Source organism: Burkholderia sp. Bp9012 (genome assembly GCF_003853825.1).
GTDB lineage: Bacteria > Pseudomonadota > Gammaproteobacteria > Burkholderiales > Burkholderiaceae > Burkholderia > Burkholderia diffusa.
The window spans coordinates 59651-74094 of the sequence record NZ_QTQA01000021.1 but is presented as its reverse complement, the minus strand read 5'-3'; the positions used below and the strand labels follow the sequence as shown (position 1 = coordinate 74094).

General features: G+C 65.5%; 8 protein-coding genes and 1 riboswitch. Of the genes, 7 read left to right on the top strand and 1 reads right to left on the bottom strand.

Annotated features, from left to right (window positions below):
• Nucleotides 1-167 precede the first annotated feature (167 nt).
• From DIE11_RS25955 to thpR, 6 genes are all read left to right on the top strand, one after another.
• Nucleotides 168-881 carry a transposase gene (locus DIE11_RS25955; RefSeq protein ID WP_027783329.1) on the top strand — a complete coding sequence of 238 codons (714 nt, stop codon included), beginning with the start codon at nucleotides 168-170 and terminating at the stop codon, nucleotides 879-881.
• A gap of 288 nt (nucleotides 882-1169) precedes the next feature.
• Complete coding sequence (locus tag DIE11_RS25945; protein WP_124628045.1) at nucleotides 1170-5873, top strand: glutamate synthase-related protein; 4704 nt, start codon at nucleotides 1170-1172, stop codon at nucleotides 5871-5873.
• Between the two features lie 85 nt (nucleotides 5874-5958).
• Complete coding sequence (locus DIE11_RS25940; protein WP_124628042.1) at nucleotides 5959-7425, top strand: glutamate synthase subunit beta; 1467 nt, start codon at nucleotides 5959-5961, stop codon at nucleotides 7423-7425.
• Between the two features lie 282 nt (nucleotides 7426-7707).
• Nucleotides 7708-8202, top strand: coding sequence for an RICIN domain-containing protein (locus tag DIE11_RS25935; protein WP_124628041.1), 495 nt, complete (start codon nucleotides 7708-7710; stop codon nucleotides 8200-8202).
• A 594-nt stretch (nucleotides 8203-8796) separates the two neighbouring features.
• The gene (locus DIE11_RS25930) at nucleotides 8797-10287 is read left to right on the top strand and encodes a sodium:alanine symporter family protein (RefSeq protein WP_124628039.1); all 1491 of its coding nucleotides are present in this window, start codon (nucleotides 8797-8799) and stop codon (nucleotides 10285-10287) included.
• Nucleotides 10284-10832: an RNA 2',3'-cyclic phosphodiesterase gene (thpR, locus tag DIE11_RS25925; protein ID WP_124628037.1), complete on the top strand. Its 549-nt coding sequence runs from the start codon at nucleotides 10284-10286 to the stop codon at nucleotides 10830-10832. Before DIE11_RS25930 ends, thpR begins: the two co-directional genes overlap by 4 nt.
• Before the next feature lie 70 nt (nucleotides 10833-10902).
• Here thpR and DIE11_RS25920 read toward each other — a convergent pair whose 3' ends face one another.
• Nucleotides 10903-12672: an ABC transporter ATP-binding protein/permease gene (locus DIE11_RS25920; RefSeq protein ID WP_124628034.1), complete on the bottom strand. Its 1770-nt coding sequence runs from the start codon at nucleotides 12670-12672 to the stop codon at nucleotides 10903-10905.
• A 268-nt stretch (nucleotides 12673-12940) separates the two neighbouring features.
• A riboswitch (TPP riboswitch) is annotated at nucleotides 12941-13064 on the top strand.
• Between the two features lie 234 nt (nucleotides 13065-13298).
• Here DIE11_RS25920 and DIE11_RS25915 point away from each other — a divergent pair.
• Nucleotides 13299-14435, top strand: a complete 1137-nt coding sequence (locus DIE11_RS25915; protein ID WP_124628032.1) for an FAD-dependent oxidoreductase — start codon at nucleotides 13299-13301, stop codon at nucleotides 14433-14435.
• Nucleotides 14436-14444 lie beyond the last annotated feature (9 nt).

Here is a 14444-nt window from a genome sequence, read left to right as displayed (position 1 = left end):
CTCATTATGACGACTGCGTTTAAAACCAAACAAGCTCGTAAGTTAGAGTTTTCACCCTAAGATTAGTACGACCGTACGTTTCCGCGCCCGCCGGGACAGGCATTCTACGCAGGTGCGCAATTTCGGACCTCCGGGTATTTCCTAACGCGTTCAAACGGACATTCAGCATGGCACGGTTAGCACGACTCTACGTTCCCGACCAGCCGCAGCACGTGATACTGCGCGGCCTGGATCAGCAACCTGCGTTCGTCGACGACCAGGACTACGAACTCTTCATCGATTGCCTGAAGGCCGCGGCACGCGATCATCACCTCTCGGTGCATGCCTACGTGCTGCTTCCGCGCCAGGTGCAGCTCCTCGTGACGCCCAGCGACGAGGCGAGCCTGCCGAAGGCGATGCAGGCGGTCGGCCGCCGCTACGTCGCGCATTTCAACCGACGTTATTCGCGTCGCGGCACCTTGTGGGAAGGCCGCTATCGCGCGACGGTGATCGAAGGCGAACGCTATTTCCTCCTCGCGAGCCGCGTGGTCGAGATGAGCCCGGTGCGCTCGCAGCTGGTCGCGACGCCCGAGGCCTATCGGTGGTCGAGCTACCGGCATCACGTCGGGCTCACCGTCGACAGCCTGATCACCGACCATCCGCTCTACTGGGCGCTCGGCAACACGCCGTTCGACCGTCAGCGCGCGTACAAGGAGCTGTGCGAGCAGCCGCTCGACGAGCGGCAGGCCGATCAGCTGCAGCAGGCGACGCTGAAGGGCTGGGTGCTCGGCGGCGAGAACTACCGCGAATGGGCGGCGCGTACCGCGAACCGCCGCGTATCGCCGCTGCCGCGCGGACGCCCCAGAAAGGTGCGTGAAAACACCCCGCCGATCCAGCAGTAACGCGGGAAAGGCGGATCACGAGGCGGCGCCGCGGGCGCCGCTTCTTTTTGCACCAATACGATACGGCCCCAATAAAACTGCACCAGATCTGAACATGCGTTTAATTGGGGTTCGATCAAGCGGTTTTTGTTGCTATTCCTTTGATTCGTCGCGTATATTCCGAATTCCGGTGGCCCGGGTGAAGCTCGCCCAACCACTGTCGGCCGTGCCGTCTCCCGTCGGGAGCGGGATCGACGGCAACACAAAATGGTTCAACGGCCCTCGAGGCCCCTTTACGACGGTGTCCCCATGAACGACCACCAGCAGCCGCTCGCCGCGGTGCCCGCCGCACAAGGTCTGTACGACCCGCAAAACGAACACGACGCCTGCGGCGTCGGCTTCGTCGCTCACATCAAGGGCAAGAAGAGCCACGAGATCATTCAGCAGGGTCTGAAGATCCTCGAGAACCTCGATCACCGCGGCGCGGTCGGTGCCGATCCGCTGATGGGCGACGGCGCCGGCATCCTGATCCAGATTCCGGACGCGTTCTATCGCGAGGAAATGTCGAAGCAGGGCGTGACGCTGCCGCCGGCCGGTGAATATGGGGTCGGGATGATCTTCCTGCCGAAGGAGAACGCGTCGCGTCTCGCATGCGAGCAGGAGCTCGAGCGGACGGTGCGGGCTGAGGGTCAGGTCGTGCTCGGATGGCGCGACGTGCCGGTCGACCACGCGATGCCGATCTCGCCGACGGTCAAGGCGAGCGAGCCGCTGATCCGCCAGATCTTCATCGGCCGCGGCAAGGACATCATGGTGACGGACGCGCTCGAGCGGAAGCTCTACGTGATCCGCAAGACCGCCAGCCACCGTATCCAGGCGCTGAAGCTCAAGCACGGCAAGGAATACTTCGTGCCGTCGATGTCGGCGCGCACGGTCGTCTACAAGGGGCTGCTGCTGGCGGGCCAGGTCGGCGTGTACTACCGCGACCTGCAGGACTCGCGCGTCGTGTCGGCGCTCGCGCTCGTGCACCAGCGCTTCTCGACCAACACGTTCCCGGCGTGGGAGCTGGCTCACCCGTACCGGATGATCGCGCACAACGGCGAGATCAACACCGTGAAGGGCAACGTGAACTGGCTGAACGCGCGTACCGGCGCGATCGCGTCGCACGTGCTCGGCGACGACCTGCCGAAGCTCTGGCCGCTGATCTATCCGGGCCAGTCGGATACGGCTTCGTTCGACAACTGTCTCGAACTGCTCGTGATGGCGGGCTATCCGCTCGTGCACGCGGTAATGATGATGATCCCGGAAGCGTGGGAACAGCACACGCTGATGGACGAGAACCGCCGCGCGTTCTACGAATACCACGCCGCGATGATGGAGCCGTGGGACGGTCCCGCCGCGATCGCGTTCACGGACGGCCGCCAGATCGGCGCGACGCTCGACCGCAACGGCCTGCGCCCGGCGCGTTACATCGTCACGGACGACGACCTCGTCATCATGGCGTCGGAAGCCGGCACGCTGCAGATCCCCGAATCGAAGATCGTCAAGAAGTGGCGCCTGCAGCCGGGCAAGATGTTCCTGATCGACATGGAACACGGCCGCATCATCGACGACAAGGAACTGAAGGACAACCTCGCGAACGCTAAGCCGTACAAGAGCTGGATCGACGCCGTGCGCATCAAGCTCGACGAGATCGAGCCGAAGGCCGAGGACGTCGCGGCCGGCCGCACGCAGGGCGCCGCGCTGCTCGACCGCCAGCAGGCGTTCGGCTATACGCAGGAAGACCTCAAGTTCCTGATGGCGCCGATGGCGCAGCAGGGTGAAGAGGCCGTCGGCTCGATGGGCAACGACTCGCCGCTCGCGGTGATGTCGAACAAGAACAAGACGCTCTATCACTACTTCAAGCAGCTCTTCGCACAGGTCACGAACCCGCCGATCGACCCGATCCGCGAGAACATGGTCATGTCGCTCGTGTCGTTCATCGGCCCGAAGCCGAACCTGCTCGACACGAACAACATCAACCCGCCGATGCGTCTCGAAGTGTCGCAGCCGGTGCTCGACTTCAAGGACATCGCGAAGATCCGCGCGATCGACCAGTACACGGGCGGCAAGTTCAGCGCATACGAGCTGAACATCTGCTATCCGGTGGCCTGGGGCAAGGAAGGCATCGAGGCGCGCCTCGCGTCGCTGTGCGCGGAAGCCGTCGACGCGGTGAAGTCGGGCTACAACATGCTGATCGTGTCGGACCGCAAGACGGACGCCGAGCATGTTGCGATTCCGGCGCTGCTCGCCACGTCGGCGATCCACACGCACCTCGTCCAGCAAGGGCTGCGCACGAGCACGGGCCTCGTCGTCGAGACGGGCTCGGCACGTGAGACGCACCACTTCGCGCTGCTCGCGGGCTACGGCGCGGAAGCCGTGCACCCGTACCTCGCGATGGAAACGCTCGCGAAGATGGCCGAAGGCCTCCCGGGCGACCTGTCGCCGGAGAAGGCCGTCTACAACTTCACGAAGGCGGTCGGCAAGGGCCTGCAGAAGGTGATGTCGAAGATGGGCATCTCGACGTACATGTCGTACACGGGTGCGCAGATCTTCGAAGCGCTCGGCCTGTCGAGCGACCTCGTCGAGAAGTACTTCAAGGGCACGGCATCGAAGGTCGGCGGCATCGGCCTGTTCGAAGTCGCGGAAGAAGCGATCCGCCTGCACCGCGACGCGTTCGGCGACAGCCCGGTCCTGCGCGACATGCTCGACGCGGGCGGCGAGTACGCATACCGCGTGCGCGGCGAAGACCACATGTGGACGCCGGATTCGATCGCGAAGCTCCAGCACGCGACGCGCAGCAACTCGTACCAGACGTACAAGGAATACGCGCACCTGATCAACGACCAGACCAAGCGGCACATGACGTTCCGCGGCCTGTTCGAGTTCAAGGTCGAGCCGACCAAGGCGATCCCGATCGAAAACGTCGAGCCGGCGAAGGACATCGTCAAGCGCTTCGCGACCGGCGCGATGTCGCTCGGTTCGATCAGCACCGAAGCGCACGCGACGCTCGCGATCGCGATGAACCGGATCGGCGGCAAGTCGAACACCGGCGAAGGCGGCGAGGACGAGAAGCGCTACCGCAACGAACTGCGCGGCATTCCGATCAAGTCGGGCGAGACGCTGAAGTCGGTGATCGGCGACGAGATCGTCAGCGACATTCCGCTGAAGGACGGCGATTCGCTGCGCTCGAAGATCAAGCAGGTCGCGTCGGGCCGCTTCGGCGTCACCGCCGAGTACCTCGCGTCGGCCGACCAGATCCAGATCAAGATGGCGCAGGGCGCGAAGCCGGGCGAAGGCGGCCAGTTGCCGGGCCACAAGGTGTCCGAATACATCGGCAAGCTGCGTTACTCGGTGCCGGGTGTCGGCCTGATCTCGCCGCCGCCGCACCACGACATCTACTCGATCGAGGATCTGGCGCAGCTGATCCACGACCTGAAGAACGTGAACCCGAGCTCGAGCATCTCGGTGAAGCTGGTGTCGGAAGTGGGCGTCGGCACGGTCGCGGCCGGTGTCGCGAAGGCGAAGGCCGATCACGTCGTGATCGCCGGCCATGACGGCGGCACGGGCGCATCGCCGCTGTCGTCGGTCAAGCATGCGGGCACGCCGTGGGAACTCGGCCTCGCCGAAACGCAGCAGACGCTGGTGCTGAACCGCCTGCGCGGCCGCATCCGCGTGCAGGCCGACGGCCAGATGAAGACGGGTCGCGACGTCGTGATCGGCGCGCTGCTCGGCGCGGACGAATTCGGTTTCGCGACGGCGCCGCTCGTCGTCGAAGGCTGCATCATGATGCGCAAGTGCCACCTGAACACGTGCCCGGTCGGCGTCGCGACGCAGGATCCGGTGCTGCGTGCGAAGTTCAAGGGCCAGCCCGAGCACGTCGTGAACTACTTCTTCTTCGTCGCCGAGGAAGTGCGCGAGATCATGGCGCAGCTCGGCATCGCGAAGTTCGACGACCTGATCGGCCGCGCCGACCTGCTCGATACGCGCAAGGGCATCGAGCACTGGAAGGCGAAGGGCCTCGACTTCTCGCGCGTGTTCTACCAGCCGGAAGAGTGCGAGGACGTCGCGCCGCGTCACGTCGACGTGCAGGACCACGGCCTCGAGCGCGCGCTCGACCACGTGCTGATCGAGAAGGCGAAGGCCGCGATCGAGAACGGCGAGCATGTGTCGTTCATCCAGCCGGTGCGCAACGTGAACCGCACGGTCGGCGCGATGCTGTCGGGCGTGATCGCGAAGAAGCACGGCCATGACGGCCTGGCCGACGACGCGGTGCACATCCAGCTGAAGGGCACGGCCGGCCAGAGCTTCGGCGCGTTCCTCGCGAAGGGCGTGACGCTCGACCTCGTCGGCGACGGCAACGACTACGTCGGCAAGGGCCTGTCGGGCGGCCGGATCATCATCCGACCGACCAACGACTTCCGCGGCAAGTCCGAGGAAAACATCATCTGCGGCAATACGGTGATGTACGGCGCGATCGAAGGCGAAGCCTTCTTCCGCGGCGTGGCGGGCGAGCGCTTCTGCGTGCGCAACTCGGGCGCGACGGCGGTCGTCGAAGGCACGGGCGACCACGGCTGCGAATACATGACGGGCGGCACGGTCGTCGTGCTCGGCGAGACGGGGCGCAACTTCGCGGCCGGCATGTCGGGCGGCCTCGCGTACATCTACGATCCGGAAGGCACGTTCGCGGCGAAGTGCAACAAGTCGATGGTCGCGCTCGAGCCGGTGCTGCAGCAGGCCGAGCAGGAGCGCACGGTCGATCGCGCACTCTGGCATGCGGGCACGACGGACGAAGCGCTGCTCAAGGGGCTCGTCGAGCGTCATTTCCAGTTCACGGGTTCGCCGCGCGCGAAGTCGCTGCTGGAAAACTGGGACGCGGCGCGCCGCCAGTTCGTGAAGGTGTTCCCGCACGAATACAAGCGCGCGCTGGGCGAGATCGGTGCGAAGAAGGCGGCGAAGGAAGTGCTGGCCGCCTGAGCGACGAACGACATAGCGAATGCCGCGCGCGCATGATTGCCGCGCGCGGCTCCCCCACCCGATACACCGAACAGAAGAGCACCTTATGGGCAAGGCAACCGGTTTTCTGGAGTTCGAACGCCGCCACGAGGCGTACGAAGCACCGCTCACGCGCGTGAAGCACTACAAGGAATTCGTCGCGGCACTGACCGACGCGGACGCGAAGGTCCAGGGCGCGCGCTGCATGGATTGCGGCATCCCGTTCTGCAACAACGGCTGCCCGGTCAACAACATCATTCCGGACTTCAACGATCTCGTTTACCGCCAGGACTGGCAGCAGGCGATCGAAGTCCTGCACTCGACCAACAACTTCCCGGAATTCACGGGCCGCATCTGCCCGGCGCCGTGCGAGGCAGCGTGCACGCTCGGGATCAACAACGACCCGGTCGGCATCAAGTCGATCGAGCACGCGATCATCGACAAGGCCTGGGCGGAAGGTTGGGTGAAGCCGCTGCCGGCCGAGCACAAGACGGGCAAGAAGGTCGCGGTCGTCGGTTCCGGCCCCGCGGGCCTCGCGGCCGCGCAGCAGCTCGCGCGCGCCGGCCACGACGTGACGGTGTTCGAGAAGAACGACCGGATCGGCGGCCTGCTGCGTTACGGGATTCCCGACTTCAAGCTCGAGAAGTGGCTGATCGACCGCCGCATGCGCCAGATGGAAGCGGAAGGCGTGACGTTCCGCACCAGCGTGTTCATCGGCAAGGATCCGCTGCCCGAATCGATCGGCAGCCTCGCGAAGGAAACCATCTCGCCGGACACGCTGAAGGAAGAGTTCGACGCGGTCGTGATCGCGGGCGGTTCGGAAACGCCGCGTGACCTGCCGGTGCCGGGCCGCGAGCTGGCCGGCGTGCATTTCGCGATGGACTTCCTGCCGCAGCAGAACCGTGTGAACGCGGGCGACAAGCTCACCGACCAGCTGCTCGCGAAGGGCAAGCACGTGATCGTGATCGGCGGCGGCGATACCGGTTCGGACTGCGTCGGCACGTCGAACCGTCACGGCGCGAAGCAGGTCACGCAGTTCGAGCTGCTGCCGCAGCCGCCGGAAGAGGAAAACAAGCCGCTCGTGTGGCCGTACTGGCCGATCAAGCTGCGCACGTCGTCGTCGCACGAGGAAGGCTGTGAGCGTGACTGGGCGGTCGCGACGAAGCGTCTCGAAGGCAAGAACGGCAAGGTCGAGAAGCTGATCGCGGTGCGCGTCGAATGGAAGGACGGCAAGATGCAGGAAGTGCCGGGCTCCGAGTTCGAGATGAAGGCCGACCTGGTGCTGCTCGCGATGGGCTTCACGCAGCCGGCAGCGCCCGTGCTCGACGCGTTCGGCGTTGCGAAGGACGCACGCGGCAACGCGCGTGCGGCGACCGAAGGCGATCGCTCGTACTACACGTCGGTCGACAAGGTGTTCGCAGCTGGCGACATGCGCCGCGGCCAGTCGCTCGTCGTCTGGGCGATCCGCGAAGGCCGCCAGTGCGCGCGCTCGGTCGACGCGTACCTGATGGGGCATTCGGAACTGCCGCGCTAAGCTGAAGCGCGCGAGCGGGTTTCGAAGAAAACCGGGCGTCCGAAAGGACGCCCGGTTTTTTTATGGGGCGCGAGCCTGAGACGACTGGGTTGGCGGGGATTTTCCGTGAGCACCCATCAATTTATTCGGCATCAATTAAATCGACCATTCATAAAAACAAAAATATCGATATTTATCTCGAAATAGACGTTGAATCGGGGTCTGCTGCCACCTATAGTGATTTTTGTCCGATTAATTCGGGCATGTTGAACGGTCTGGTTTTCACACCCTTTGGAGAAAATCATGGCGTATATATCGATGTCGTTTCAGTTTACGCATGATCCGACGCGCGCCCTCGGTGTTGCCCAGAACAATACCGACGGCAGCGTGATCGGCCCTAATGCCCCGTTGCAACTTCGCTACTTCACCGACCCGAATGTGCAGACCCTGTGGGACTATGATCCCACCGTTGGTTTCATCATTCTGGATTTCAGCGATTTGAACGGCGGAGGCAAGCTGGCGGTCGATTTCGCGGATGGCAAGGTCGCCGCCGAAACGCCGCTGGTCCTGCGCCCGTTCACGGGAGCGCCTTCGCAGCGGTGGAGCATCTCCGTTCGCCCTGGTTACATCACATCACTCGCCAACACCGGCCTCGTGATCGACGATCATTACGATAGTCGACAGGCCAACAACCTCGTCTGGGCATTCCCGTACAACGGCACCCAAGCACAACAATGGACGCCGGTTCATGCCTTCCAGGCAGTCGCCGAAAGAGCGCCGCAATCGCTACGAGCATAAGAATTGTTTGCGGGCGCCGCGGGCAGAGGATCCCCGCGGCGACCCGCGCCGACCGACTCAGACGCATGCGCGTCGTCGATGGGTGAATTCTTTAACGGCAATCAACCGGTATCGCAATAAACTGCATCGGATTCACCCGGGTTATTTCTATTTTTCGGGATTGGGCGTTTCTAGAGGGGTAGTCGTGATTAATGGGTAGGGAAAACTGCTTAAAGCATAGTTTCGTTTTTTAACGCCATTTCTGTTTGGCGATTCACTATTGCGACTGTTTTCGGTTGTCAAAGATCGCGACTCGCCCGCTACGGTATTTCCGCTCGGGATCGCAGCTCGCCGAGCCTGGCGCACCGTGTGACAAAGAGCAAGGATCCGGGGCATCACGCAAGCCCCGGGCATGCACTCACCGCGCCGCCCGCCCCGTCGCATCCCCCCGCACCTCCCCGAAGCGTCGCCTAACCTGATCACATCGGACGTTGATTTTCCGCGATCCCGAATACTTTCATTTTGTAATGTTCCTTGGAAACTGTCATATCATCGCCCGCTGGCCGCGTTCGCGTGGCCGCCGCATTTGACTGACCCCATTTACAAGGACTCTGAATGGAAGCATTCGTACAAGGGCTGATCGACGCCGTCAACGGTGTGCTGTGGAACTACGTGCTGATCGCGCTGCTGCTCGGCGTGGGCGCGTGGTTCACGCTGCGGTTCCGGATGATCCAGCTGAAGGCGCTGTTCCTCAGCATCAAACTGGTCGGCAGCAAGGGCGAGCCGGGCAGCATCTCGTCATTCCAGGCGTTCGCGACCGGCCTCGCGAGCCGCGTGGGCACCGGCAACATCGCCGGTGTGGCGGTCGCGCTGACGGTCGGCGGGCCGGGCGCGATCTTCTGGATGTGGATGACGGCGCTCGTCGGGATGTCGTCGGCGTTCGTCGAGGCGACGCTCGCGCAGATCTTCAAGGTGTCGCACGCGGACGGCAGCTATCGCGGCGGCCCCGCGTACTACATCCAGACGGGCCTGCGCTCGCGCGGCTTCGGCGTGCTGTTCTCGCTGTCGCTGATCCTCGCGTTCGGCTTCGTGTTCAACGCGGTGCAGGCCAATGCGATCGCCGACGCGTTCCATACGTCGTTCGGCTTGAGCCGCGAAACGGTCGGCCTCGGCCTCGTGCTGCTCACCGCGCCGCTCATCTTCGGCGGGATTCGCCGCATCGCGTCGGTCGCGCAGGTGATCGTGCCGGTGATGGCGATCGGCTACCTCGCTCTGGCGGTCTACGCGGTCGCGACGCACGTCGCGCTGGTGCCGGGCGTGATCGCGCTGATCGTGAAGAGCGCGTTCGGGCTCGAGCAGGCAGCGGGCGGCCTGACCGGCTATGCAGTCAGCCAGGCGGTCGCGATGGGTGTGAAGCGCGGATTGTTCTCGAATGAGGCCGGCATGGGCAGCGCACCGAACGCGGCCGCAACCGCGAGCGTGCGGCATCCGGTCGTGCAGGGGTTGATCCAGATGCTCGGCGTGTTCGTCGACACGATCGTGATCTGCAGCGCGACCGCGTTCGTGATCCTGCTGTCGGGCCAGTACGAACTCGGCACCGGCATGGAGGGCGCGGCGCTCACGCAGCGCGCGATCGCGAGCCACGTCGGCGACTGGGGCGGCATCTACATGGCCGTCGCGATCTTCTTCTTCGCGTACTCGTCGGTGATCGGCAATTACGCATACGCGGAAGGCAACGTCGACTTCATCACGAAGCGGCGCGGCGTGCTGCCGCTGTTCCGCGTCGCGGTGCTCGGGATGGTGATGTTCGGCAGCGTCGGGCAACTGCCGCTCGTGTGGGCGATGGCCGATACGAGCATGGGGCTGATGGCGATCATCAACCTGGTCGCGATCCTCGCGCTCGGCAAGTATGCGCATGCCGCGTGGCGCGACTATCGCCGCCAGCGCGCGGAAGGCGTCGCCGATCCGGTGTTCACGCGCAACACGATTCCCGAGCTTGCAAGCGTGCTGCCCGCCGACGTGTGGGGCGAGCACGGTCCGCTGCCGCAGCGTCCGGCTTCGGAGGGCGCGGTGGTCGAAGCGCGCGTGGCGGTGCGCGAGTCATGAACGGCGACCGGCTCCGTGCATTCGTCGCGCTGGTGCCCGATGCGGCATCGCGCGATGCACTGCACGCGTTGCCGGTCACCCGCGGCGCGCGGCGCACGATGCCGGCTCAATTGCACGTGACGCTCGCGTTCATCGGTGCAATCGAACGGGAGCGGTGCATTGCGCTGGCTGCGCGCCTGCCGGCACTCGCGGCCGGGCATGCGCTGCCGTTACAGCTGGTCGAGCGGATCGCGTGGTGGCCGAGCCTGCCGCGCGCGAGGCTGATCGTCGCGGAGCTGGCGCCCGATCCCGCCTGTGCGGCGCTGAATGCCGACCTGTCCGCGCTGCTGCACGAACTGGGCGTGCCGGCCGACGGCCGGCCGTTCAGGCCGCACGTCACACTCGCGCGGTTGCCGCGCGACGCGGACGGGCAGCCTGCGCACGGCGGTGCGACCGGGCGGCCGGTCGCGCTGCGTTTCGTCGCGCTGACGCTGTTTGAAAGCAGGCTGTCGCACGACGGCGTGTCGCATGTGCCGATCGTGTCGGCGCCGGTCGCGCCGGCGTAGCGGGAAAGCTGGAAGGCGGGGAGAACGAGGAAGTGAAGGCCGGCGCGGTATGCGCCGGCCTTTTTTGCGGTTAAGCGGCGACCTTGTCGCTCTCGTTCACGCGTTCGACGTTGATCGTGCCGACGTGGAACGCGGCCAGCGCCTCGCGGTGCGCGATGCTGACGATCGCGGCCTTCGGCAGCCGTTCGGCGAACAGGTGATAGAGCCGCGCTTCATTGTCGGCGTCGAGCGCGCTCGTCGCTTCGTCGAGGAACAGGAAGTCCGGCTTGTGCAGCAGCACGCGCGCGCCGGCCAGACGCTGCTGTTCGCCCGGCGACAGCACGCGCGTCCAGTGGGCGGTCTCGTCGAGGCGCCCGACGTAGTCTTCCAGGTGGCACGCACGCAGCGCGTCGCGGCACGCGTCGTCGGTGAACGCGTCGGGCGCGGCCGGATAGGTGAGCGCGGCCTTCAGCGTGCCGATCGGCAAGTAGCTGGTTTGCGGCACGAACATCATCCGCGCGCCGACCGGCGCATCGATCGCACCGTCGCCGAACGGCCACAGGCCCGCGAGCGCGCGCATGAACGTGCTCTTGCCGGAACCCGACTTGCCGACCACGAGCCAGCGCGAGCCGGGTTCGATCGTCACGTTGCCGATGTTCGCGAGCGCGTTGCCGTTCGGCAGCGCGAGCTTCAGCGACGACGTCGACAGCTTCGCGGCATCGACGTAGTGCAGGTTGATGCCGCCGTGCTCGGTCGCGGGCGACATGCTTTCCTTCAGGTGCGACGTGCCCATCACGCGCTTGAACTCACGCAGACGGTTGACGGTGGCGCGCCAGTCGACCAGGGTTCGATAGCTATTGAGAAACCAAGAGAAGGAGTCGCTGACCGTTCCGAACGCCGACGAGATCTGCATCAGTACGCCGAGCGTGAATGCACCCGCGAAGTAGCGTGGCGCCGCGACGACGAACGGGAAGATGATCGCGATCTGTCCATAGAAGGCGTTCACGAACGTCAGACGCTTCGTGTATTTCATCACGCGCCACCAATTGCCGCGGATTCGCAGGAAGAGGCCCTGCACGTTGCGGTTCTCTGTGTCCTCTCCGTCGTAGAAAGCGATCTGCTCTGCATTTTCACGCAAGCGGATCAGTCCGAAGCGAAAGTCCGCCTCGACGCGCTGCTGCTGGTAGTTGATCGACACGAGCGGATGACCGACCTTCTGGATCACGACCGAGCCGACCACCGCATACAGCGCGGCCGCCCACACCATGTAGCCGGGAATCGAGATTGGCGTGGCGCCGAGCGAGAGCGTCAGCGCACCGCCGAGCGTCCAGAGGATCGTGATGAACGATGCGAGTGTGACGACAGTCGACAGCAAGTCGAGCGATAGCGACAGCGTGGTTGTCGCGAACGACTGCAAGTCGTCGGCGACGCGCTGGTCGGGGTTGTCGGCGAGGCGGTCGCGCTCGATTCGGTAGAACGCGCGGTCGCCGAGCCATTCGCCGAGGAAGCGCTCAGTCAGCCATTGCCGCCAGCGGAAGCCGAGCATCTGGCGCAGGTACAGTCCGTACACGGCGAGGATGATGAAGCCGAACGCGAGCATTGAGAACTGCATCATCAGATGCGGGAAATGATGCACGTCCTTCGTCTGCAGTGCGTTGTAGAACTGCGCGTTCCACTTGTTCAACTGCACGGTGATCCACACGTTGCAAAGATTGATCACGATGATCGTGACCAGCAGCCCCCACGCGATTTTCCATTCGGACGACACCCAGTAGGGCTTGATGAGGCTCCACGCGGATACCGGGCGCTCGTCCTGCGGCGCGTCGGAGACGGAGCGGACGGGATCGATCGATTGGGTCATGTGCTTCCTGATGAGTAGCCGGCGCGCGGGCCGGGCGGAGCCGGACGCGCGCCGCGATACGGCATGCCGGGACGAGGTGCCGACTGACGGCGGGCGTCCGGATGGTGGCCCGCGCGTCTTAAACGGCACTTAAGGCCGGCGGTGACGCGGCAACCGGCCGCTCGCGCGGCCGGCCTGCGGGCATTGTGCCAGAGCGGCGCGGCGCGACGGCGAATTTGCCGCAAGGGGACAGTTTGCGGCGCTTTCCGCTTTTATGGTCTAATGGCCGACGACGAAACAGGGGTGCTTCGAGCGCGGCCGACGGACAGTTCCGGGCGACGCGGCGAGGCTGAGAAAGACCCTTCGCACCCGATCCGGGTAATACCGGCGAGGGAAGTTTCTGATCCCGCCGGGCCGCGCTGGCTGCCATCCCACATGGTCAGCGCCCGAGTCCCGCCCGGCCGGCCTTTGCTGCCGGTTTCGTCCTTTTGGGTACGCGCGTCGCGCGTTACGGAAGGAATGATGACCGCTCAATCTTCAGTCTTTTGTGCTGTTCCCGATCCGCTGTCGCGTGCGTCCGCACGGGACGGTGCATGCGCGTCGACGTTCGTCGCACGCGATAGCGCTGTTCGCGGGGAGGGCGCGCGATGAACCTCCACGCTTCCCGGCCCGATTTCGCGGTACTCGGCGGCGGCCTTGTCGGCCGTCTGATCGCGTGGCGGCTTGCGGGCGACGGGCATCGCGTCGCGCTGTACGAGCGCGGCGGCCCGGACGGCGAGCAGTCGGCCGCGTGGATCGCGGCCGCGATGCTCGCGCCGCTCGCCGAGGCGGCCAGCGCCGAGCTGCTGATCACCGAGCTCGGCGCGGCATCGCTCGCGCGCTGGCCGCAATGGCTCGCGGAACTGCCCGAACCGGTGTTCTTCCAGCAGCACGGCACGCTCGTCGTCTGGCATCAAGCGGATCGCGCCGAGGCGCCGCTGTTCGAGCGGCGCGTGCGCGCGAACGCGCCGGCCGAACTGTTCGACGGTGGCTTCGTCGCGCTGGCCGGCGCGCAGGTCGACGCGGCCGAGCCCGCGCTCGCGGGGCGCTTCGCGCGCGGCCTGATGCTGCCGCGCGAAGGGCAGCTCGACAACCGGCAGGCGCTGCGCGCACTCGCGGCGGGCCTCGCGCAACGCGGCGTCGAGTTGCACTGGCACGCGACGATCGACGACGCGAACCGGCCCGACGCGCATTTCACGATCGATTGCCGCGGGCTCGGCGCGAAATCCGCGCTTCCCGCGCTGCGGGGCATCCGCGGCGAAGTCGCGCGCGTGTGCGCACCAGGCATCGGGCTCACGCGGCCCGTGCGGCTGCTGCATCCGCGCTATCCGCTGTACATCGCGCCGAAACAGGACGACCTGTACGTGATCGGCGCGACCGAAGTGGAGGGCGAGGACATGTCGCCCGTCAGCGTGCGTTCGGCGCTCGAACTGCTGAGCGCGGCGTTTTCCGTGCACCCGGCGTTCGGCGAGGCGCGCATCCTCGAACTGAACGCGCAATGCCGCCCGACGCTGCCCGATCACCGTCCGGCGGTGATCTGGGACTGCGCGACGACGCTGGCCGTCAACGGCCTGTACCGGCACGGCTTCATGATCGCGCCGGAAGTCGCGCATGCGGCGGTCGCGTTCGCGCAAGCCGCGCTCGGCGGCGCGTTCGCCGATGCCGACGCGTTCGCCGCGTGGCGCGATGCCGCGCGCTGGCCGACGCTCCTCCATCACCGCGACGACGCGCGCCAGCCGGCCTGATGCGCGCCG

Coding starts and splice junctions, on each gene's coding strand:
- DIE11_RS25955 (WP_027783329.1), top strand. CDS start 168: ATGGCACGGTTAGCACGACTCTACGTTCCCGACCAGCCGCAGCACGTG.
- DIE11_RS25920 (WP_124628034.1), bottom strand. CDS start 12,672: ATGACCCAATCGATCGATCCCGTCCGCTCCGTCTCCGACGCGCCGCAG.
- DIE11_RS25930 (WP_124628039.1), top strand. CDS start 8,797: ATGGAAGCATTCGTACAAGGGCTGATCGACGCCGTCAACGGTGTGCTG.
- DIE11_RS25915 (WP_124628032.1), top strand. CDS start 13,299: ATGAACCTCCACGCTTCCCGGCCCGATTTCGCGGTACTCGGCGGCGGC.
- thpR (WP_124628037.1), top strand. CDS start 10,284: ATGAACGGCGACCGGCTCCGTGCATTCGTCGCGCTGGTGCCCGATGCG.
- DIE11_RS25935 (WP_124628041.1), top strand. CDS start 7,708: ATGGCGTATATATCGATGTCGTTTCAGTTTACGCATGATCCGACGCGC.
- DIE11_RS25945 (WP_124628045.1), top strand. CDS start 1,170: ATGAACGACCACCAGCAGCCGCTCGCCGCGGTGCCCGCCGCACAAGGT.
- DIE11_RS25940 (WP_124628042.1), top strand. CDS start 5,959: ATGGGCAAGGCAACCGGTTTTCTGGAGTTCGAACGCCGCCACGAGGCG.